This is a genomic window from Capsulimonas corticalis (assembly GCF_003574315.2).
In the GTDB taxonomy this organism is placed as follows: Bacteria; Armatimonadota; Armatimonadia; order Armatimonadales; family Capsulimonadaceae; genus Capsulimonas; species Capsulimonas corticalis.
On record NZ_AP025739.1, the window covers coordinates 403,826 to 426,983 of the forward strand.

A 23,158-nucleotide genomic window follows, 5' to 3' on the forward strand; every position below is an offset into this window, starting at 1 on the left:
AGGATTCCACAACAAGGGGAGAGGATTGAAGCAAAGGCGATGCGGGCGCTGGAGCGCCCGCATCCGAGATCGACTACGGGCTCAGCGGCGGCGACGGGGGCTGCGACGGGCCTGTGCCCGTTCCTGTGCCGGTCCCCGTTCCCGTCCCTGTGGAGCTGGACGAGCCGTTGTTATCCGAGCCATGATGGAAGGCGAAGTAGACCGCCGCGCCAAGCGCCAGCGCGAGAAGCACGGGCGTTGCGCCGCCGGCTTTACCACGCTGCGAGCTCGAAACGACGACGGGCCGGGCTGCGGTTTCCACCGGAAGCCCATTGATGCTGCTGGCGATCTGGCTGGCGGCGTCATCCAGCGCGCTGGCGACGACCTTATCGATCTGGTCGTTGGGCTGCGCCGGCGATGCGTTCACCGAGAGGCCAATGTTCTTAACAGCGTAGCCGGTCTGTGTATTGTACAGATTGCCGGTGACCTGGATGGCGACTTTTTTATTGGCGGCGTCCACTGAATAAGATTCGAGGTTCCCGATAAAGTAGGCGTCCGTGTCCAGTCGCGTCGAGATCTTGGCCGCGCGCGGCTTGTCATTGTCATCGTCGGCGAACGGGGTCTTGAGATCGTCCTCGACAAGATCCTTGTCGTCAAGACCGCGCTGCACCGACGGGAGCAGACGGCTGAAGCGCGTGATCTTGAACTTGTTCACGGTCTCAAGCTTCATCCGAACGGCGTCATCAAGCTTGGCGCTGATGCCTTCGGCCGACGCTCCGGCCTTGTTGGCGATCGGAAACAGCAGGATGCTACGGATGCTGACAGCTTCCGCGGCGTTAGAATCGGCGGGAGCCGCCTTGGGATCGGCTTTGGCGGGCGCTTTGTCCGCCGCCCGGGCCGCCGGGATCAAGCCGGACATCGGGGGCGCCAGCAGCGTCAGCGTCAGCCCCAGGGCCACGCCGCGCTTGGCGATGGCGACTTTATGAGTTGACATATATTTGCGTCCTCTAGGAAAGGTCCGGCGCTGGCAACAGCGCCGGACAACGACATTTGTCGCGCATTCAGGCGATAATTAACCCGTCACCAGCGACTGCGGAACCGCAACCGGATCGGTGTATAGGTAAGGATTGGTATCACTATCCGTACCATTCCGTCCATCCCGAACGCCCACACGGTAGAACAACTGAGCAGCTCCCGGGAATTCCGTCTGCAGATTCAAGCCTGTCGAAGGATTGAAGAAGCTGAAAGGCAGTCCAGATTGCGGGCTGACCTGGCTTCCCGAGAAGATATTGATCGCGCCTGGATTGTAGGGACGATATGTCTTCTTACTGCCGAACGTAGCGCTTGTTGAGATCTCGAGAATGTAGTCACTTGCGCCATAAGTAGAGTTCAGCGTGACGAACACACGGTTCGGAGCTGTGCCCGTGAAATTTGTCCCATCTTGGATGAGCACAGGCGGCTGCAGATAAGTCACGGAGTTCGTTGTCTGCTGCGGCGTCAGATAGAAGTGAGTCGCAGTCGTCGTTCCCGTGGTTGTTCCCGTCGACCCGGTCGTCCCAGTCGTGCCGCCCGTGGTGGCTCCTGTCGGGGCTGTAGTCGTAATTGTCTGATCCCACAATCCTTCGACGGAATACCGGAAAGATACGCCAACCAGCGCAGTGGGAATACCGGCAGACGTACATTGCGGGTCGGTCGCCGTCGGTATACCGCATGTAAAGGTGCGCAAATCGATGCCGCCAGAGGTCGCCGGTTTGCTGGCGGTATAGGTTTTGAGTCGTCCGTCGTCGTAATAGTTGAGAGGCGATGCATCCGCTACGGCGTCAATCGGAACTGGTCCGAAGCCCAAAGGAACGGTTGCTCCCGTCGTACCACCGGCAAATATGGTCGTAGCTAAGTTTGTCCAGTCTGGACGGTAAATATGATATTCCTGGAACAGAGACGCATCAATGTTTCCACGATTCGCTGTAATATGAATCGCCACAGGAACGTATGTAGTGTTTGCGGTGGCGAGACCCACGGGCGCCTGACCAAAGACTCCTGCGTCACTGGCTCGAACCAGCACAGCTTTCACGCTGCCAAGGTGGGCGCCGCCGCCGGAGCCGGTGCTGCTGCCGCCCTTAACGAGGCTGAGCAGGAGGGCGCCGACTAGAATGGCGACCAGGATGCCGCCGATGCCGCTGAATGAGTTGCGCTTGCCGCTCGGCGTGCTCGCGGTGGAGGCGGTGGAGTTGTCGGAGACAAGACGATCCGCGCGCACCGAGTAGCTGGGAAGCTCGTAGATCGCCGTCGCGCGGTCCTGCGGCTGGATGCCCAGACCACGGTCGGTCACTTCGGCGGTGCTTTGATCGGGTTCAACCGAGGTCACGCGAATGCGGCCGACTTCCGAGCCGGCGCGCGTCACAAGCAGCTTCAGGCCGTCGTAAACACCATCGCGCGATCCCTTATTGATGAGAACCGTTGTGGTGTCGACGTTGTTCAAAACAGTTGCCTTAGGCAGATTGAACGACGTGATCTGGCGCACGGCGGTGAAGGTGGCGTTGTCGATCGCCTGGTTCACCAGGGAATCGTCATCGCCAGCTCCCACCGGACGCGGCGTGGAGACTCCCTGAGCGACGGCGCCGTTGACCAGCTCGCCCGAGACCGTATCCACAACACGAACGACAACGGAAACCGTTGCGCGGCGCGGCTTGTTGTCGAAAGCCACAGTCAGGATTTCACCGGAAACGACGGCGTCGACGTTGCGGTCACGTCCCAGCTTCTGCATGCCGATCTTATCGAGCGGCAGCGTCAAGCCCAAGTTCTCGAGTCCCGCAAGCGTATCCTGTCGCGGGGAGACATCGTATTTGTTGGATTTGCCAAGCTCAACGACGAACGAGTCCGAAGCCTGACGCCCCACGTCGTTGCCGCCGTAGCCAGATCGGTTGGTAAAGTCGAGAACCGCCCAGGCGGGTTGTCCCGAGCGGGACGCCGAAGCCTGCGCCTCGGCGCGTGGCGCGGCTGCAAGCAGCAGCACCATGAGCGGCATCAGCATGGCGACTGAGAGGAGCCAGCTTAGGGGCCGGGCGCTCCAGTGCAATTTCAATCGTTTCACTCTATCGGAGTCCTCCTGAGACTTGGTCCATTGTTAGCAAAAAGGGGCGGCTGGGCTCATTTTTGATGAGCCCAGCCCGGGAGAACCCGCCTGCTTAAAGAGCCGTCCTGCGGCTCTTCGATCAGGGCGCGGTCGGGATGTACACCGTGGTATCGATATACGCCTTGATCCAGTATCCGTGCCAGGGCTGAAGCGTTGTCGCCTTGACATAAGAGTTAGTGGCCGGATCGTATCCATAGATCGTCGGACTAATGACGTTATATTTCGTACTGATGGCGTCGGCGTACGACAGATGCTGCGTCGGCGTCGCCGGGTTCAGGAAGGTCAGCTTCGTAATGTCAATCGCAGTCGTGCTCGGCACGCCGATCTGGTTCCAGAATGCGTGCAGCGGGATATCGACTGTCGTTGTTGTCGGCGCCGTTCCCTTGAACGAAATGTCTGTTGCTCGCGGCAGCTTAATCCAATAGCCGTAACCCAGATGCAGGCTATCCGCCGGCGGCGTCGGATCCACGACATACTGGAGCAATTGCGGCTGCCAAATGACCAGCTTGCTGCGATCCGTGCCGAAGAGCGTATCCAGCGAGAAGTTCCCGTAGTCATACGGCGCCGAGATCATCTGCAGTCCGGCGGGGAACGTCGTCACAACCGGGAATATATAATCCTGGCGCTTGAATGCTCCCAAGGTCACCGTGACCGGCAGAGCGGCGGACGTTGTATATCCGCTCTTGCTAAAGGTCACGAGATAATCGCCAGGCGGCAGGAACTTCTGATAGTTGATGGGGGAGCCATCGCCAGCAGGAGCCGCCGGAGAGGTGATCGCGCCCGTTGTCAAGGTCGCGACCGCACCGCCCGCCGCCGTCGTGATTGTCACCGTCACACCGCTGAGCGCGGGGCTGTTTGGACCGGCCTTAACTAATCCTCCCAATGTCCCAAGACTGAACGTAAGATCGGCGCGGGTGAACGCATTGCGCGTCACCGTAATCGTGCCGGTCGCCGCCACAGCCGGTCCAAGCGTTGGATCTGTTGCGACAACGGTGTATGTCCCTTCCGGAATCGAGCCGACATAGTTCAGCGGCTTCCCGTCGCCGGCCGGCGCAACGGGAGATTTGGTCGCCCCCGTAGTGAAGGTGGCTGTCAGAGTATTCGTGTCCGTTGAGAAGAACTGCACGGACAATCCGAGAACCGGCTGACCTGTCGCCGCATTGATGACAGATCCTCCAACGTAGCCCGGGGGGATCTTGTCGAGACCGAAGTCCTGACCAGACAGTGTCCCTCCACTGGTAACCGCAACCAAACGGGACTTTTGACCGTAACCCGGCGCTTTCGCGGTAAGAGTATACGTTCCCGGCCCCAGGCTGATTGTGTATGTGCCGTCCGCCTTGGTGATCACGGTCTGAGGCACGAGGATCTGATTGATCGCAACGGTAATGGTCGCGCCGCCGATTCCGGCGTTAGTCGCATTATCGAAGACGCGCCCTGTCACAGTTCCTGGCGTCGGCTTCAGAGCGAAGTCCGCATTCTTCGCATTGGCGTCCGCCGCGGCCAGCGTTCCATCCACGGTCTGACCGGGAAGGATTGTCACCGCCTGCGCCGTGGAATCGGGATAGGTTGGTTTCAGTGACGCCACTCCATTGAATACACGTCCTTCGCCGAAGGTCGGTATGCTAGTAATCCGGTAAATTCCATTCGCATCGGTAGATGCAGAAAAGGATACCGTGGAGTCGTCAGCGGCGGTGAAGACGACCGAGGCGCCGCTGACCGGACTTCCTGTGTAGAAGTCAGTCACCTTGCCGATAATCGATCCCTTATCCACCGTCTGGATCGGCAGCGTCACCGGAACGTTGACGTCTCCTTCCACCGTGAATGTATCGGTCGCCAGCAATTCGAAGCGCTTGTACCCATGCTTAGCGGCGTAGATCTTATAGACACCCGGCGGCACGCCATCGATCGCAAAGTTGCCTGCGGAACCCGTCAGGGCCGTATATGCGGCGCGCGAACCTAGTTGCCCACCAACCGGGACGACATATACAACTGCTCCGGCAACACCGGTGCCTGTTGTGGTTCCTTCTCGCACAAATCCTGTGAACGATCCCGTTCGCAGATAGCTAATGATGTTATGGATCGTATTGGTGCGATAGTTTTTCGTCTCGAAATGATATTTGCGCGGGTCATCGCCGATACCATCACCGACCTTGACGACCTCTTGACTGATACTTTCCAGACCAAATGACGCGTATACTACGCGGCTGCCGTTGCTGGCAAGGTTTTCCGTGTAGACAATACCAGCGTCTTTGCCGCCGGTGAATGTTAAGTCCGTCTTAGCGCCGTTCTGCGTATTTGGCGATACTGTGTCGATTGCCCCTTCTATGAGCTGGAAGGTGTTGTCCAGTCCGCGGAAGAACGGAATTGGGTTTGTCGTAATTTCGTTCAGCGAGCCATCCGTGCGCCAATTTAACGAATTGCTCAAACTATTGGAAAGCCAGCTATTCCCAAAGCCCAGGATATTGTCGGCGCCGGCAGACATAGCAGGGGTACCGCCGGCCGGGTTGGTCAACGCAACATTCAGCGTGTTCGACACGAAGTTAGAACTCGCGGAATTCGAACTCTGCGAAACAACATCCTGTCCCGAGACCAGCAGGCGGCCGCCTCCGGCCACAAAGGACGAGAGAGTAGCCTGAATATTAGGATCGCTTAGGGTTCCATCGCCCACGAATAGATCGTTCGTAAAGGGCGAGAACCAGAGGACACAGCGTGTGGCGACTGGTACGGAAGTCGCAGGCGCATTCAGGCCAAGAGCGGTGTCGACAATGGCAGGCTGCGGCTCCAGCGTCTTGTTCGGACCAAAGATGGAGAGAACCGAGCTGTCGATTGGATCGTGGCAGAGAGTTCGCCAGATCGCGTATTGCTGGGATTTCACCAGAGGGTAGAATACGGGGTCATTGATTGTTCCCGCAGGCGATTGCTCCTGTGTGCGTCCACCATCATCAATCGTTTCGTCGTAGTAGGAATCGACGCCAAGACCATTCAAAGGAGAGATGAACATCGGCGCGATATAGACGGACGGCTTGCTGTCCCAGTAATAGCTACAGTTCGGCAGGATGTTAACATCAACGTCCGTGACGTATGACTCCGCTCCGTAGTAAATAGGACGGAGGTTGGAGAAGAACGTTTGATGGCCTCCGAAGCTTGTGCCCGTAAACTTTTGCCCAAGCATGTTATCCGAAACAACCAGGATATCCTTGTTGGAAGGAAGCGGTTGGCTGGAGCATCCCCAGACATTGTCGTAGATCCTCCAGTTACCATGGGTGAAGCTATCCGTGTTCACATTGCCAGAGAAAGGATAGACGGCGTCATTATAAGCGATAACATCCAGATAGTAATCACTGACGGAATCGGGAGATGTCCAGGTGCCTGAATACAGCTTTCCGCCCTTATTGTCCTGCACAGGACTGAGGGTCAGAGGAAGCCATTCACCCGTGCCCCGCGTGGCGCCATCATCCGCATGCAGAAGATTCCCTTGATTATCCAGCGTAACATCGTCGCCCGTAAACGGCTTGCGGTCATCAATACCAGCGACATAGTATGGCGTACCATAGTCGGTAGAGTTGTTCCCAGGCGTTGCAACGGTGGGATTTAGATATTCGCACTCGTACTCAGCGCCATATGCATAGAACTTAGTAGGGTCGCCGCCCTTGAGTGGCTTGGCGGGCGTGCCGTCCTGGAACAGATCGATCAGGGTTTGCACATTTGTGACATACGCCGACATTGCCGGTCCCTGGTAAGTCCCGATGGAGATATTAAATTGCCCATCGTTTCCAGCCAGCATGCCATGCTGATCAAAGCGCCCCCCGTTGAAGACCTGATAGCCGTAGACGTTTCGATCATCTCCAATAAACCGTCCCCCAACGATCTGATCGTAAACTCCTTTTGCGTTAAAAAGGTAATTCGCAGCGGTCTGCTTGGGATTTGGCAGATTGTTCGGAATGTCGAAAGTGTCGGGATCAGGGGCAAATAGTTTGTGCTCGCGCCCCAACTTATCTTGATATTTGCTATCCGGATCTTTGATCTGGATAAATACTTTGCTTGTCCCTGAAACCCGATCAGACATACGGACAGTGAAAGTGATCTTCGCGCTTGTCGGAATATCACGCTTGGCGCTGCCGGTTTCATCCGTTGCGGACGGCAGAATGGGTTGATTGCCGACGTTGATGTGGACAATCTCCTTCTCATTGAACCGTTGCAGAATTGGCGGATCGACATCAAGAACCTGAGATTGGAGCAAACCGACATAGCCAGAACCAATCGCGGGATTCGCATTTCCCTGCGGCAGAGAGATGTCTGTTTCCGAGGGAGCGCCATCCGCCTGGTTATAGGTTACCGAACGATTGCTTTGGTAAACAATGCTGTAAATGGACCGGAACGGCGACCACGCGGGATAGTAATTCGAATACGAACCACTAGATTGCGTATTGAGGTGGTTGAGGCTGCCACTACCTTCGGTGTTAACCTGTGTCGTGGACGAATCACTCTTCACCGAGGTGACAAAATACGAATAGGTAAACCCAGGAATAAGAGGTCCGTCAACAAATGTCTCAGGGTTCTTATTGTATCGAACTCGATATAGCTTGAAAGTCGTGTCCGCCGGTCCCTTGCGATAGATGTTATAGGAACTGGCGCCGGCAACAGGAGCCCAGCTGATTGTCACAACCTGTCCCGTTAGAACTCCCGAAATTGTTGGAGCTCCGTTTGCGGATGGAGGTATGCTGGTAACCGTGCCGCCGCTTGAGAGAAGCTCTAAACCGTTGACAATTGCATTGCCGGTCACGCTCTCAAATGTAACCGTAATGAGACCATTGGCATCCGACTGTACCGACGAGTTGTCTAACTGTGTGGCGATGCCGAGGCCGCCAGTCTGATTAAAGATATCATAATTAGTCTGGACCGGAGCGCCATTAATCAGGATATTGAAAACTCGCTGTCCAGGCCCAGTCGCTGTCGGCTCCGCGAAGTGCAGACGAATATGGTACGTCGCGTTCGGAGCAGGAGTTAGGAGCGTATACGTAAAGTTCGGGTTAGCGCCCGTCGCCGTACGATATGTTTGATAAACCGCCGCAGGAGCAGGATTTGGCGTCCCGGCAGTATTAATGGCGGGATTAGTCGCAGGATAAACCCCAACGCTACTCGCAGATACAAACGGAGTATCAGGAATGAACGTCCCTACAGCGGTATTGCTTCCAGAATTCAGTTGCAGAAGCGGCGTATCCGCATTCGCGGGGACAACTGTCAGCGTGTTCGATGGGCCGGACTCAACTCCTGAGGTAAAGACCTCGGTGGATGCCTGGAAATAGTAGATGTCATGCGGCGATGAGGGAGACGCTCCTCTCGCGAACGCCAAATAGTCCGTATCTCCGCGCGGATTGGAATACGGGTCCGTATTGCCAGAACTCCAGGACGGCGTCACATCGTCATTGCCGGGCGTGGTAATAACGCCATTGCTGGCTACGAGAGCCGTCGGAATGGAGCCATTGCTGCGCAGCATAATGATGTTGTGCAGAGTTCCGCCTGCAGTCGTCAGGACCGGCGAGGCGTCCAGCGTTCCCGGATTTCCATTACCCGGCGGAACACCAGGCTGAATGGAGCCGTTCGGAGTGACTCCGGACGCAGTCGAATCGAAAGCGATATACTGGCTATCCGGCGACCAAGTCGGGTTATTGTCGTCCGCCGGCCCGTTGGTGAGCTTCGCCGGGTACGGAGAGTTCAGATAACCATGAGACGCTACATTGAGAATGTAGATATGGATGTGGCCCTGATAGGTTCCAATATTCGTGCGAGCGGCGAAAGCAATCTGTCCGCCGCCGCCCCACGTCGGGCGGCCGACATAATCGAAGTCCAGCGCTTGGTCTTGACGCAGCGTGAGGGCGTTGTTAAATCCAGTCAGACCTGTGACATTTACAACGGTTTGGCTGGGCTGGAAGGGAATGACGTAAAGATGCTGGAAGTTGACGGAATTGGCGTCTGAGGTAAATGCAAGCTGAGTATTGTCGCCCGGGCTCAGCGCGGGGTAAAGCTCGCCGTGCAGGCCGCCATTTTCGTTGGCGTTCGCCGCGCTATTCGTAATCTGGATGGGCTTGCCGCCGTTGGCCGGTACGGCCCAGATGTGGAACATCTTAGGATCGGCGCCGACACTGCCGTCATTTTTCTGGGGATCGCGATTCGAGGCAAACAGGATATACTGCTCATCGTTGGTCCAAACGGGGAAAAAATTCGCCGCCTGGCGGACTTCACCGTCTACCGGCGTGAACGAATCTCCGGGAGCGAAGGTATCAAAGGTCTGCACAGGTCCAACGACGGGATCTACAATCGGTGTCGCATGAGATCGCAGAGAATAGTTGTGCCTGGGACGAAGAAGGCTCGGGCTCATCAAGTAACGCCCATCGGCGCCGCGCAGCGGGTTATGGCCGGCGAGAGCGCTTGCGGCGAGCAGTTTGGACTTATCCGAGGCTAACAGCGTCTGGAACGCCAGCGCCTTGCCCGTATTGCCACGAGCGGCGATGGACGTGGTGGTTCCCGCAAACAGGGCGAAACCCGCAAGCACGAGGAACAGGAAAATAGATGCGATGGTGGCGATCCGCAGATGGCGCTGAGCGTTCAAAGAGTTCAACCTCCGTGGTTGCGTACATTAGCATGCATGGGAACGCTTAACGGTGACGCGAGCGTATGACCAAGGAACTGATGCCGCAAACCGTTTCTCCAACTAAAATGACGACGTGGACTAGTCTGCAACTGGGGATATGTGTGGCGAAAGGCCGTCGCTAGAAATATTCGAACCTAGGATCGCCTTTCGCTCGGTGTGATCTACCAAATGCGATCTTCAAAATCATGAAAAACCGGCTTACGAATTATAACATAATGAATGTCTTTCCGCAAGCGCTAATTTTTATTAATACTCGCAGCACTACCAGGACCCGCCTCTCGACCTGCTTCTCATAAGACCGTCTTCTGGCGGCATGCCTTCAATTGACTTTCACGAATTGTGAGCAGGGAAAGCAGCATCCCGATCGTCACCAGCGACGCGGCCGCGACGAACGGCGCGATGTGCGAAACATGCTTGTAAAGGATGCCCCCCGTGCTCACGCCGAGCAGAACGCCGACGCCTTGCGCCGTCGCCACCGCGCCGATCACGGTCCCTCGCTTGTCCGCATCCGCGAGCGTCGTCAGCAGCGCGTTCCACGCGGGAAATGCAAGAACAAAGCCTAGTCCCATCACCGCCGCCGAGCCGATGAATCCGATCTCGCGCACGTGGAGCGAATAAAGGATCGGCATGCCCCAGAGCCCGATCGCGCAGAGGACAAATCCCAGTCGGACACACTGCGTTTTGCCCCAGTAGTCCGAAAGGTGCCCCACCGGAAGCGCGAGGCATCCGATAATTAGAATGGGCCACAACGCCATCACGCCCACCGCTTTTTCCGTGAGATGGAACTCGTCCATCGCGAAGATCTTGACCAATTGCGCGATACAGCCGATCCCCGCGAAGGTCACGAAGGCGATGGCGAGAAACTGCGGCACGGCGCGCATCGCCTGAACGAAGCGAGCCCAAGTGATATGCTCTTCTTCCTCATGATGCTCGGTCTGAGCCGCCGCCCGGATCTCCGCCTTGCTATGCAGACCCGTCGCGCAGAGGATCGCCGCGACGGCGAACAGCACGCTCGCCAGATAAAACGAGGGGAAATAGTGGCCGGGCTGAGAGACGGCCTGCGTTACGGCGTCAACAACGGGGGCGGGGGCATGATGGCGCCAATGCCCAATGATCGCGTGCCCGACGTGGCGCATCTGCTGCCCCACGCTTGCGTCGCCGGTGAAGATCGGACCAAAGGCGTCGTCCACCGCGCCGCCGATGAGGAAGCTCAGCGCCAGCCCTACCATATAAGTGACATTCAGCAGGCCCATCGCCGCGCCGCGCTTATTCTCCGGAACCGTGTCGCCCACATAAGCAAACAGCGAAGGCCAGAGCGCCGCGCCGCCCAGGCCGTCGAGCAGGCGCAGAAATCCGAAGCAGATGATCACCGCGACCGCCGTGGCCGCCGCCCCATCGTAATGAATCGCCATCAGGATCAGCGGCGTGAAGACCGTCACCAGCGAGCCGGCCAGCATAAGAGGCTTGCGCCCGAATTTGTCGGCCAAAACGCCCAGCGGCGATTTGAACAGCGCTTCGCTGATGAAGAACGGGATCGTGATCAGCGTCATCACGTCGGTGCCGATCTTCAGCCCCTTATTGTAGTAGACCGGCAGCGTGGAGTTATTCAAAATCGCCGTGGCGAGCTCCGCGCACAGCGCGATTAGACAAACGGGGAGAATGGCCATCACCCAGCTGCGCAGCGGAGTGGCGGTGTATGGCGGAATTTCGTCCGGCGATGGCGTAGGTACGGAGTTCATGATAGGCGCCAGGCGTCTCAATTAGGAGCGCGCGAGGATTATTTCCCGTCCAGTGTCGGCCGATTGATAGAGAGCGTCGAGAATTTGCGTGACCATCAGCCCCTGCTCCCCGGTCGCAAGAACCGGAGTCTCGTCGGCGATCGCCTGGACAAACGATCGGATCTCTTGCTCGTGGGTCAATGCGTCCGTCAGATACGCCAGCGTCGTGTCCGTCAGCGTCCCGCTTTCCTCGCGGAAGATCTTATTTCCCTTGGCGTTGTAGATATCCAGCAGACCGCCGCCTTCCGTGCCGAAGAGATGAATGTTCATCTCGTTCTGCTCCAGATTCGCCGCGAACGACGATTCCAGAGTCAGGGTCGCGCCGTTCTCGAAGCGCACGAAGCCGACGGCGAAGTCCTCCACGCTGAACGTCTTCGGATCCCACTGTCCCATCAACCCCAGGATATCGCTGCGATGACCGAACTTCGCATAAGTCGCTCCGGAAACCGAGACAGGTTTCGGATGTCCCATGAACCAGAGGGCGAGATCGAGCATATGGACGCCGATATCGATCAGCGGCCCCCCGCCCTGCTTGTCCTTCTGAGTGAAGACGCCCCAGGAAGGAATGCCCCGGCGGCGCAGCGCGTGGACGCGCGTGTAGTAGATATCGCCCAGCTTGCCATCCTGAATGAAGCGGTGGATGGATTGCTGCGCGGCGCCGAAGCGCAAATTCAGGCCGACTTGCAGCTGCTTACCGGCAGCTTTGGCGGCCGCCACCATCTCCGCGCCCTCGGCGGCGTTGATGGCGATCGGTTTTTCGACCAGGACATGCTTGCCGGCCGCAAAAGCGTCGAGAACCGGCTGCTTATGCAGATAGTTGGGCGTACAGACATCGACCGCATCGATCTCCGTCATCCGCAGCATTTCGTTCCAGTCCGTGAAGGCGTGCGGAATATTGAACTCCGACGCGGCGGCGCGCGCCGTTTCTTCATTGATGTCGCACACGGCGACAATCTTGACCTTGCCTTCGGCTTGCAGCTTCTGATACGACGGCAAGTGCTGCCGCTGCGCGACCCGGCCCGACCCGATCATCGCGATGCCCACGGGATTACTCATTGGGCCGCCTCGGTAATATGCGAGCCGCCTGTCTCCACGATCTCCGTCTCGTCGTCCACCGTCACGAGATGCGAATCGTCCGTATCGAGCTCCAGAGCCGCAGCATCCAGGAATGCGGGGGACGCGGAAGCGGCGACGGGCGGCGTCAAATCGCGGCCGTCGTTGCCGGGCCACCAGGGACTCGTAATATACTCGCTCCACACACGATCGTATGTCCCAACAGTCTGGCGAGCGATATTATCCCAGTGGAAGTCCGTTTGCAGACGCGCGAAGGCGGCCTCCGCCAGCCGCTTGGCCGTTTCCGGCTCATGCAGCAGCTTGAGAATTCCGTCGCCCAACGAGTTTGGGTTGCCGGCGTAGGTCGTGATTCCCGTCACATTGTTCAGAACGACCTCGGGAAGACCGCCCGCGTCGGAAACGACCACGGGAACCTTCGCCGCCATCGCCTCCAGCGCCACGATGCCGAAGGGCTCGTAGAGACTGGGGAAGCAGGCGATGTCGATGATCTGATAGATCTTCATCAGATCTTCGTCGGGCACGAAGCCGGGGAAGTAAACGTGGCGCTCCATCCCCAGGTAGGACGCCAGGTTGTAGAGGTGGTCTTTGTGCCCGCCGCCAACGATCAGCAGCTTGGCGTCATGATATCCCCATCGAATTTTCGGCAGCGCTTCAATCAGCACCTGCACGCCTTTTTCACGCACCATGCGGCCGACAAAAAAGATGATCTTCTCTTCGGGCGCGGCGAACCGGGCGCGGAAGGCGGCGCGCTCTTCCTCGGAAAACTCCGGCAATTGGAACTTGGAGGCGTCGACGCCATTGTAGATGATATCCATCTTGTCCCACGGAGTGAGGAGCGCCTTTTCGCACTCGCGCTTCATGAACTCCGTGCAGACGATCACGCGCCAGGACTCATGCTGAAGCCGCGATTCGATGGAGTTGATATACTCCTGGATCGGGCCGTTGATTCCGCTGTTGCGCCCGTACTCGGTGGCGTGGATAGTGGAGACGAAGGGCAGACGATACTTATACTTGAGCTCGTTGCCGGCAAAGAACGCCAGCCAGTCGTGAGAATGGATCACGATCGGATCGTCTTCCGACGGCGGCAGGGCGTTCCCTTCGGAATCCACGCCCAGCAGCTCCTGAACGAGCGCATCGGCGCGGGCGAACATCGCGTTGTTCAGCAGATGAACCCAGTGAATGAAATCGTTCGCCTGGCCTTGCGGGACAACCCGATAGAGATGGATCCCATCCTCCACGGCCTCGGCGGCCGCGCCGGGGTGCTCGCAGGTGACGACGTGAACTTCCACGTCCTGCGCCTTGAGCGCGTGGGCAAGGTCATAAAGGTGACGGGAAATGCCGCCAACAATTTTAGGCGGGTATTCCCAGCTGAGCATGATAACGCGCATTGTTCGCGGAGCTCCTTCGATCTTTCGTGCGTTGAGGATGCCCCCCGGCCCCCACGGGAGGCGCGGACCATATTATCGACAACATAACAAAGATTATATTCGTCACGCCGACGTATCTATGGTTTTCACCCCCAGTGGGGGCCGGGGGAGCATCCGAATTTCTTACTCCGTCCGCGCCGGCTCCGCCTGATGGCCGATATCCGTACGATACTGCATTCCCTCAAATGAAATGTTCTTAACCGCCGCGTAGGCCCGGGCGCGGGCCTGAGAGAAATCTTCGCCGAGGCCGGTCACGGTAATGACACGGCCGCCGTTGGTGACGACTTCGCCCTCAGGGCCGTTCGACGTGCCGGCGTGGAAGACGACGACATCGGACAGATGCGCGACCTGGTCCAGGCCATGGATCGGAATGCCTTTGGGATAGGGGCCGGGATAGCCGCCGGACGCCAGAGTAACGCAGACGGCGCTCTGAGTCTTCCAGGTGACGACGACTTCGTCCAAATGCGCGTCGGTGACGCCGAGGAGGATGTCCACCAGGTCCGTCTCCAGCAACGGCAGCACGACCTGCGTTTCGGGGTCGCCAAAGCGGCAGTTGAACTCCAGGGTCTTGAGCTGGCCTTCGGGAGTGACAATGACTCCGGCGTAGAGCACGCCTTTGTAGGGAATGCCCGTGTCTCGGATGGCTTCCACGGCGGGACGCAAAATCTGATCGACCGCCTGCGCGTAGAGCGCCGGAGTCAGGAACGAAACGGGCGCGTAGCAGCCCATGCCGCCGGTGTTCGGACCAAGATCGCCGTCGTATGCGCGCTTATGATCCTGCACGGGGATCATGGGAATCAGGCTGGTTCCGTCGGTGAACGCCATCAGCGAAGCTTCACGGCCGACGAGAAATTCTTCGATCACCACGCTGTCGCCCGATGCGCCAAAGGCTTTGTCCACCATCACGGTATGGATCGCCGCCGTGGCTTCCGATTCGCTGGGACAGATAAAGACGCCCTTGCCGGCGGCCTCGCCGTCGGCCTTGATCACGATGGGGGTGGTGGGGTTATTCGCGAAATGGGTGTGCAGGTAGTGGTTCGCGGCGTCCGCCGAGGTGAACGAAGCATAAGAAGCGGTAGGAATGTTATACCGCTGCATGATGTCCTTGGCGTATGCTTTGGAGCCTTCCATGAGCGCGGGCTCGCGGGCAGGTCCAAAGATGCGCAGCCCCTGCTGCTCGAAGCGATCGACGATTCCGGCGATCAGCGGCACTTCAGGGCCGACAACGGTCAGATCGATGCCGTTATTCACGGCGAACGCCAGCAATGCTTCGATGTCATCGGAGGCGATCGGGACACATTCGGCGTTCTTCGCGATCCCGGCGTTGCCGGGCGCGGCGTAGATGCGGCTGACCTGCGGGCTTTGCGCCAGCTTCCAGACCAGAGCATGCTCGCGGCCGCCGCCGCCGACCACTAAAACTTTCAACATACAGTCATTACCTCGAAAACCATTGGCGAACGTCTCACAAACCGATCTAGCCCTGGCAAACTCACTCCGCCGTTCGGACCACCCCGGCTCGGGCAAACCCACCCCGGCCCTTCGGGCCACCTCTCCCGTGTCCTACCTACCCCGGCGCTTCGCGCCACCCTTCCCTGCTTCAAGGGAGGGGTCGGCCGAAGGCCGGGAGTGGGTTTGCCGAAGGCTAGGCTTGCCTACGCCGCTAGAACCCTGTCGGCTCGTCGTCGCGGTTCAATTCCAAATCCACAAACTTCGCGTAGTCGGCGATAAATCCGACTTTGACCATCCCCGTCGGACCGTTACGGTGCTTACCGACGATGATTTCCGTCTCTTCCATCGCGCCCCGCTCCGGCCGTTCGCCGTTCTCGTCGGCTTGATATGCTTCCTTCAGCTTGTAGTACGCTTCGCGGTACAAGAAGCAGACCATGTCGGCTTCCGCCTCGATGGATCCAGATTCTCGAAGGTCGCTGAGCATCGGGCGCTTGTTTTCGCGGGTCTCGACGGCGCGCGAAAGCTGGGAAAGCGCGATGACCGGAACTCGAAGCTCGCGCGCGAGGGATTTCAAGCCGCGCGCGATCTCGCCGATCTCCTGCGTGCGGTTATCCGTCTTCTTGTGCGAGCGCATCAGCTGCAAATAATCGACAACGATCAGCCCGAGACCATGCTCGGCCATCAAACGCCGGCACTTCGCCCGCATCGTCAGCGCCGTGCTTTCGGTGGCGTCGTCGATAAAGACCGGAGCGTCGTACATATCCTGAACGACCATCGCCAGCTGCGTCCACTCGTCCTCGGACAGATGCCCCGTGCGCAGCTTGTGCGCGTTCACCTTTGCCTGAGAACAAAGCATACGCATCGCGAGCTGCTCTTTGGACATTTCCAGAGAGAAGATCGCAACGGGTTTATTCTCATTAATGGCGACATGCTCGGCGATGGAGAGACAGAGGCTGGTTTTCCCCATACTCGGGCGAGCAGCCACAATGATCAGGTCGGTGTTTTGCAGGCCCGACGTGATCATGTCAAAATCGTGGATCCCGGTGGAGAGTCCGGAGATCGTCTGCTTCATCTCTCCCAGTTCTTCGGCTTTGCTGTAAACAGACAGCAGAAGGGTGCGCAGCTGGGCGAAGTACGCCGTGGTGCGATTCTGAGAGACGCTGAAGACAGCGCGTTCGGCCTGATCGATCACCTCTTCGATGTTTTCGATCTCGCCGCGCGCCGCTCCGATAATCTCAAAGGCCGCCTGGATCAGACGGCGCAGAATCGCCTTCTCCTCGACGATTTTGGCGTAGTACTCAACGTTGGCGGCGGTCGGGGTCGTCTCGAACAGCGAGGTGAGATACTTCATCCCGCCGATCGAGTCCAGTTTGTCCCGGTTTTTGAGCTCTTCCTGGACGGTGATCAGGTCCACGGGTTCATCGCGCTCGGTGAGCGTGGTGATGACGTCGAAGAGGACCTGGTGCGCGTCCCGGTAGAAATCCTCTTTGTCGAGGATTTCCGCCGCCTTCTCAATCGCGGTGCGCTCGATGAGCATCGCGCCGAGCGTGGACTGCTCCGCCTCGATATTCTGCGGCGGAACGTACGCCCCCAGCCCCGACGCAACATCGTTGCTGCGGCCGGAGCCGTTGGCGTAATCTCCGCCGGACCGATTTTTCCATCCGCCGCCGTTGCGTTCCGCCATAGGTAACCTTTCAGAGACGAAACATCAAAAGGCGGGACGCTCGGGGCGCCGCGCCCCGAAGCAATCGGAGCCGTTAGGCTTGAGCGACAACCGCCACCGTGATCGGTACGGTGACATCACGGTGCAGCTTGATCGGAACTTCGTATTCGCCGACCGACTTGATCGGCTCCAGCAGGCCGACTTTACGCTTGTCGAGCTTGACCGACAGGTCCTTCTCGATCGCGGCGGCGACATCGGCGGCGGTGACGCGGCCGTAGAGGCGGCTGTTCTCGCCGGCCTTCACCGAGATGGTGACGGTCTTCTCGGCGAGCTGCGCGGCGGCGGTTTCGGCGCCTTGAAGCAGCTTCACGGCGCGGCGCTCCTCGTTGGCGTTCTTGATCTCAAGGTTCTTGAGCGCGCCGCCGACGGCCGCGACGGCCAGGCTGCGGGGGAACAAATAGTTGCGCGCGTAACCGTCGCTGACCTGGACGACGTCGCCCTGCTTGCCTTGATTGGCGATATCTTTCGAGAGAATGACTTTCATGTGCTTTTCCTTATCGTTCGTTAAAATGTGCGGCGCGGTGAACGGATTTCGATGTTCGCTCTAACGCCGAAGTTCGACGCCCACCACAGCGCCGGTGTGATGCGTCACGTCATCCAGGCCAAACAAGAGGCCAAGATTTGGATTCAGCATCAGTGTGCCACGCGTGTCCAAACGCGCGTGGTTCGGGTCGTAATAGTCCGCCGAAAGCGAAACGCCTCGCCCAAGTCCAATGTCTCCGCCGACGCCCAGTTTGGAGGCATGCAGCCCGAGACGATAATCCGATCCGCCATGCTTGCCGATCACCTGGCCCAGCTGCAGGTTCAATCGGTTGGCTTCCGTGAAATCATAGACGCCCACCTGCGCGAACGTGTTGGACGCCCCAAACGGAACAAAAGCGTCGATGTCCGAGCGGAACCGCTTTTCGCGCGTGTTGACTTCCAGATCGACGCGCGGCAGGATCACCGGAATGCTGTCCACCTGCGGAGCCTTCGGCGCGCCGCCGGGAGCGACGATCACGGCGCCGACGCCGGGCGCCGCCACCACGGTCGCGTTTTTGCCCTTCACGCCCAGAATCTTGTTGAGCCGCTGCACCAGGATCGTCGTCTGCTCACTGGTTTCGCGGACATTATGCACCGTTTCACGCAGATCGCCCTGGAGCGACTGGTCCCCAGCGACCTTCTGGAAGTCCGTCGTCATCTGCGCCAGTTTTTGCGTCGTCACATTCAAATTCGCGACGATCTCGCTCAGGTTCTTCGAGACGCCGCCCTTGCTGAGCAAGTCGTTCGCCTGCGAGGTGATCCCCTCGACCGCCGCCGTCGTATCGCGCAGGTTACCGACGATCTCGTTGATCTTCTCGCGGTTTTCCGTCGTCGTGTATTTGATCTGCGCCGTCGTGTCGGTAATGTTGCCGAGCGCTACGCGCGAGGTGCGCTGCGTCTCGCCCAGCATGCCTTGCAGCATCTCGTTGTCCTGCGTGATCAACGCGTCCAGTTTATGCGTCAGCGCCACCCCGTTCGCGGTCGCCTGATCCACGTTCGCCACGGACTGCCTCAGGTGAGCCTGGAGCTTCGGGTCAGTCGCCAGGGCCGAGCTTTTCTCCAGGATCTCCTGCGCCTTCGCCGTGGTCACCGTCAGCTGGTCCAGCAGTTTGTTCGCGCTGGTCATGGTCGACTGGAGGTCCAGCGCGCGCGTTCCATGCAAATCAGTCGCGCCTTCCGGAATATCCAGGGCCGATCTCTCTGCGCCGGTCGGCGGAACGACATTGACCACGGCTTCCGTGCCAAGCAGGCTGCCCGTGGAAATGACAAAATCAGACCCTGCGGGAATCTTATATTTTTGCTTGATCTCCAGCGTCAAATCGACATGGACTCTGTCCGACTTCAGATTGATTGCCGTGACCTGCCCGATATCCACGCCGACCATTTGAACCTTGGACCCCTTGATCACTCCGCTCACGTCATTGAAAACGACATTCAGCAGATAAGTCTTTGGGGCAAGCGAATGTCCAAAAAAACTGAACAGGTAACCGATGAGCGCGATGGACGCTATCAAGACCGCTCCGACTCGGACGGCGTAACCCTGAGTTTGCATGAATCCTAAAGTTCCTACCGGTGGGCGACTTCGATCGGCCCGTGAGAGTGTCCCAGGATGAACTGCTGGACGATTGGGTTCTTGGACGATTTGATCTCGTCCGGCGAACCATAGACCAGCACTTCCCCTTCGTGGAGCATCGCGATCTTGTCGCTGATCCGAAAGATACTCGTAATATTGTGCGACACCACGATACTGGTGACGCCCAGCTTATCGCGCATCTGCATGATCAGTTCATCGACCACGCTCGCCACCACGGGATCCAGTCCGCTGGTAGGCTCATCGTACAAAAGCATTTCCGGCGCCATAGCGATCGCCCGCGCCAGGCCGACCCGCTTGGCCATACCTCCCGAAAGTTCGGACGGATGGAGGCTTTCCGTGCCCGGCAGTCCCACCAGCGCCAGCTTCTCGCTGACGATCTCGCGGATCTGCTTGCTGCGCATGCGCCGCCGGCGCATCAGCCCGAAGGCCACATTCTCATACACCGTCAGCGAATCAAAGAGGGCGGCGTATTGAAACACCATGCCCATGCGCTCGCGGACGTGGTTCAAATCGTCCTCGGCCATGCCGACGATCTGCGAGTCGCCGATCCAGATCTCGCCGCTGGAAGCCCGCGTCAGGCCGCCGATGCAATGCAGCAGCGTCGTCTTGCCGCAGCCGGACATCCCCATGACACAGAGGATCTCGCCGGGGTTGACTTCAAGATCGATCCCCTTCAGCACTTGCTTGCCGCTGACCTGGTACTTGAGATCCTTGACGACAATCCGCGACTGCTCCGGGGCCGCCGCCTCAATCTCCTCGGACTGCGCGGGATCCGCGCTGTTGGCGTCGAAACTCATATGCCGGAGCTCTTCGTAAACATGGCGGCCGCCAGGAAGAAGTTCGAAAGATAGATCAAAACGATCGACAGAACGACGGAGTTCGTAGTCGCCTGTCCAACTTCCGTCGCGCCGCCCCGGGTCCTCAGACCCTGATGGCAGCCGACGAGCGCGATGATCAGGCCGAACACTACGGTCTTCACCATGCCCAGATAGAAGTCCGACGGCTCCAAAAACTGCAAAATTGACGACGGAAAGGTCGCGGCCGGAATTCCTTCCATGTAGACCGCGACCATATATCCCCCGACAATCCCCGCAGCGTCGGCCAGGGCGCATACGGCGGGCAGCATGATCAGCGAAGCGATCACGCGCGGCACCACCAGATACTCGATCGGGCTGACCGCAAGCGCCCGCAGCGCATCGATCTGCTCCGTGACCTTCATCGTGCCGATCTCAGCCGCGATCGCGGAACCGGCGCGCGCCGCCACGACAACTCCGGTCAGCACCGGGGCGAGCTCCCGAGAAATCGCAAGCGACACAACCGCGCCGACCAGCGAACCGACGCCATAGCGGTTCAAAAACTGCGAGAAATAAAGAGCGATGACGGCGCCCGAAGCAAAGCTGGTGAGCAATGCGATGGCTACCGAGTGAACACCTAAAAACGCCATTTGCTGGATCAGATCACGCGGATTGATCCGTCCCTGCAATAGCGCCGTCAGAGTCTGCCCCAGCAGTATCGAGAGCTCCCCAATATACCCCAGCACGACAGTAAAAATGTTCGCGCTCTTCGCCCTCGTCGAATCCACATCCGCCGGAGCCGTCGCTGCTTGATCGGCCATATCACCCATTAAACCCGGTACAGTATACTTGAATCGGGTATACGAGTCAAGGCGAGTCGGCGTGAGCGGGCAGGCGCCGAGTGAGTCTTTCCAGGAGAATGAAGCAGATGAGCGCACATATCTATCGCGGTTTGGAGGGAGTCGCGTTCGCGAAAACCGCGCTCTCGGAGGTCGACGGCGCCGCCGGGCGCGTCACGATTCGCGGATACGATCTGCGCGACCTGGCCGGCAAAGTCACATTCGATGACATTGTCGGGCTGCTGTTCCAGGGAGATCTTCCCACGCCTTCCGGACGAGACGCCCTCGCCGCATCGATCCGTGAGGCAGTCACGCTTCCCTTCGCCGCAAGCGCCGCTCTGTCGCGCGCCGTCGCCGCCGATCCCATGGACGCCCTGCGAGCCGCTGCGGCCGCCCTGCCTTCTCCCTCGGAAACGAACGCCGCCACCGCCATCTCCCTCATCGGCGGCGTCGCCGGCATGATCACCGATCATCACCGCCTGCGTCTTAGCGAGATCACCCCGCCCGAAGCTCCGGAGGAGCGCAGCACGGCCGCGTTCCTCCTGCATGGCGTTCTCGGGCGAACGCCGACGATCGCGCAGACACGCGCGCTGGACGCCTATCTCGTCACGATGAGCGAGCACGGCATGAACGCCTCCACGTTCGTCGCCCGCTGCGTCATCTCCACGGATTCCGATATGGTCAGCGCCCTGACCGCCGCCATCGCCTCCCTGAAAGGCCCGCGCCACGGCGGCGTCCCCGGCCCGCTCCTGCATGACCTGCTCGCCATCGGCGAGACATCCCGCATCGAACCCTGGGTCCGCGCGCAGGTCGCCCAGAAAAAGCGCATCCTCGGCTTCGGCCATCGCGTCTACAAAGTCCGCGACCCACGCGCCGAGGTCCTCGCCGAAGCCGCCGGAGAACTTGCGCAAACCGACAAAGAAAAAGCGCTCCTCCAATTCGTTCAAGATTTCGACGCCATTACCAGCGCCGTCCTCGCCGAAATCAAACCCACCCACAAACTGTTCGTCAACGTCGAACTCTACGCCGCCCTCATCCTGCACCTGCTGGGCATTCCCGCCGACCTCTTCACCCCCCTCTTCGCCGCCGGCCGCACAGCGGGCTGGTGCGCGCATATGATCGAGCAGCACGGAGACAATCGCCTGATCCATCCAGAGGTGAGTTACGTGGGCGCGCGAGGACGAGAGATTTGAGGCGAACGCCCTCAATTTCGCGCCTTGGAAAGATGTACGAACCGCTATAACAGCATCCCTTCTTACTTTTTCAGAAGCAACCCCGTACAAGTAACAGTGAGCGCGCCGGACGCTGGAACCAAAAATGGAATCAATCAGAGTGACGCATTCACTGAGGTTAAGGATCAACCATGAAATCGAAATCTGGATTTACACTTATAGAGTTGCTCGTAGTTATCGCCATCATTGCGGTTCTCGCCGCGATTCTCTTCCCCGTGTTCGCAAAGGTGCGAGAAAAGGCGCGGCAGACGAGTTGCGCTTCCAACGAGAAGCAGCTGGGGCTGGCGTTCATGCAGTATTCGCAGGATAACGACGATATGATGCCTTCGGGAACGCAGGGCGCGTATCAGTATGGACGCGGCTGGGCGAGCAATATCTACCCGTACATCAAGTCCACCGCCGTTTATGCCTGTCCGGACGACAGCCAGAGCGGGACCCACGTTTCTTACGGGTTCAACGCGAACTTTGACATGTCCGGCTGGAACGGAAGCGCAAACCAGCTTTATCCCCTCGCCGTCGCCCAGATGCAGTCGCCATCGAAAACGGTCATGCTGTTTGAAACGGCTTACGATCCGTGCGATCCGAGCAATCCCTTGGACGGCGATTCGGCGTCCGGCAGCGGCACGGCGCGACCGTTCTGGCGCGGCGTCTACGATACGGGCCTGCTCGGCGGCATCGCCGATCCCGGCTCTTACTACAGCGGCAACCAGGCCGGCGGCATTTATGGCCCGACGAACTACTATAACAGCAAGGGCGGACGCCACACCGATGGCTCCAACTTCTTGTTCGGCGACGGGCACGTCAAATGGACTCGGGGAATAAATATCGCCGGGGGAATGAACAACACGACTTCCGGCGACTGCGGGGGAAGCGGCACGGCCGCCAATAGCGACTGCAGCTCGTATGTGGGGACATTCAGCTACAACTAAGCGTCACGCGGGAGTTCTCAACAAGGCAAGATA

14 protein-coding genes are annotated in these 23,158 nt (G+C 58.9%); 2 read left to right on the forward strand and 12 right to left on the reverse strand.

Translation table 11 applies throughout. From position 1 onward, the window contains the following. Positions 1–73 precede the first annotated feature (73 nt). From D5261_RS01850 to D5261_RS01905, 12 genes are all read right to left on the reverse strand, one after another. Positions 74–973 carry a hypothetical protein gene (locus D5261_RS01850; protein WP_119320254.1) on the reverse strand — a complete coding sequence of 300 codons (900 nt, stop codon included), beginning with the start codon at positions 971–973 and terminating at the stop codon, positions 74–76. 78 nt (positions 974–1,051) lie between these two features. Next, positions 1,052–3,070, reverse strand: a complete 2,019-nt coding sequence (locus tag D5261_RS01855; protein WP_125205856.1) for a hypothetical protein — start codon at positions 3,068–3,070, stop codon at positions 1,052–1,054. Positions 3,071–3,191: 121 nt separating this feature from the next. Then, positions 3,192–9,722 carry a carboxypeptidase regulatory-like domain-containing protein gene (locus tag D5261_RS01860; RefSeq protein WP_119320256.1) on the reverse strand — a complete coding sequence of 2,177 codons (6,531 nt, stop codon included), beginning with the start codon at positions 9,720–9,722 and terminating at the stop codon, positions 3,192–3,194. Positions 9,723–10,054: 332 nt separating this feature from the next. Next, the gene (locus D5261_RS01865) at positions 10,055–11,503 is read right to left on the reverse strand and encodes an MFS transporter (protein WP_119320257.1); all 1,449 of its coding nucleotides are present in this window, start codon (positions 11,501–11,503) and stop codon (positions 10,055–10,057) included. A gap of 21 nt (positions 11,504–11,524) precedes the next feature. Continuing rightward, positions 11,525–12,598 (reverse strand): Gfo/Idh/MocA family protein, encoded by a 1,074-nt coding sequence (locus D5261_RS01870; protein ID WP_119320258.1) that lies wholly within the window; start codon positions 12,596–12,598, stop codon positions 11,525–11,527. Beyond that, complete coding sequence (locus D5261_RS01875; protein WP_119320259.1) at positions 12,595–14,004, reverse strand: glycosyltransferase family 4 protein; 1,410 nt, start codon at positions 14,002–14,004, stop codon at positions 12,595–12,597. Before D5261_RS01875 ends, D5261_RS01870 begins: the two co-directional genes overlap by 4 nt. 162 nt (positions 14,005–14,166) lie before the next feature. Next, positions 14,167–15,471 (reverse strand): phosphoribosylamine--glycine ligase, encoded by a 1,305-nt coding sequence (gene purD, locus D5261_RS01880; RefSeq protein ID WP_218025522.1) that lies wholly within the window; start codon positions 15,469–15,471, stop codon positions 14,167–14,169. Positions 15,472–15,703: 232 nt separating this feature from the next. Then, on the reverse strand, positions 15,704–17,176 hold the full coding sequence (gene dnaB, locus D5261_RS01885) for a replicative DNA helicase (protein ID WP_119320260.1): 1,473 nt from the start codon (positions 17,174–17,176) through the stop codon (positions 15,704–15,706). A gap of 73 nt (positions 17,177–17,249) precedes the next feature. Further along, entirely contained in the window at positions 17,250–17,699 is a 450-nt protein-coding gene (rplI, locus tag D5261_RS01890; protein WP_119320261.1) for a 50S ribosomal protein L9, read from the reverse strand. A gap of 60 nt (positions 17,700–17,759) precedes the next feature. Continuing rightward, positions 17,760–19,289, reverse strand: a complete 1,530-nt coding sequence (locus D5261_RS01895) for an MlaD family protein (protein ID WP_119320262.1) — start codon at positions 19,287–19,289, stop codon at positions 17,760–17,762. Between the two features lie 14 nt (positions 19,290–19,303). Continuing rightward, positions 19,304–20,128 (reverse strand): ABC transporter ATP-binding protein, encoded by an 825-nt coding sequence (locus D5261_RS01900; RefSeq protein WP_119320263.1) that lies wholly within the window; start codon positions 20,126–20,128, stop codon positions 19,304–19,306. Beyond that, positions 20,125–20,946 (reverse strand): MlaE family ABC transporter permease, encoded by an 822-nt coding sequence (locus D5261_RS01905; protein ID WP_119320264.1) that lies wholly within the window; start codon positions 20,944–20,946, stop codon positions 20,125–20,127. The genes D5261_RS01900 and D5261_RS01905 overlap by 4 nt, the downstream gene beginning before the upstream one ends. 107 nt (positions 20,947–21,053) lie before the next feature. Between D5261_RS01905 and D5261_RS01910 the strand changes: the two genes are divergently transcribed. Both D5261_RS01910 and D5261_RS01915 read left to right on the forward strand, forming a co-directional pair. Beyond that, positions 21,054–22,157, forward strand: a complete 1,104-nt coding sequence (locus D5261_RS01910; protein WP_165864014.1) for a citrate/2-methylcitrate synthase — start codon at positions 21,054–21,056, stop codon at positions 22,155–22,157. Positions 22,158–22,327: 170 nt separating this feature from the next. Then, on the forward strand, positions 22,328–23,125 hold the full coding sequence (locus D5261_RS01915) for a DUF1559 family PulG-like putative transporter (protein WP_165864015.1): 798 nt from the start codon (positions 22,328–22,330) through the stop codon (positions 23,123–23,125). The last annotated feature ends 33 nt before the right edge of the window (positions 23,126–23,158 follow it).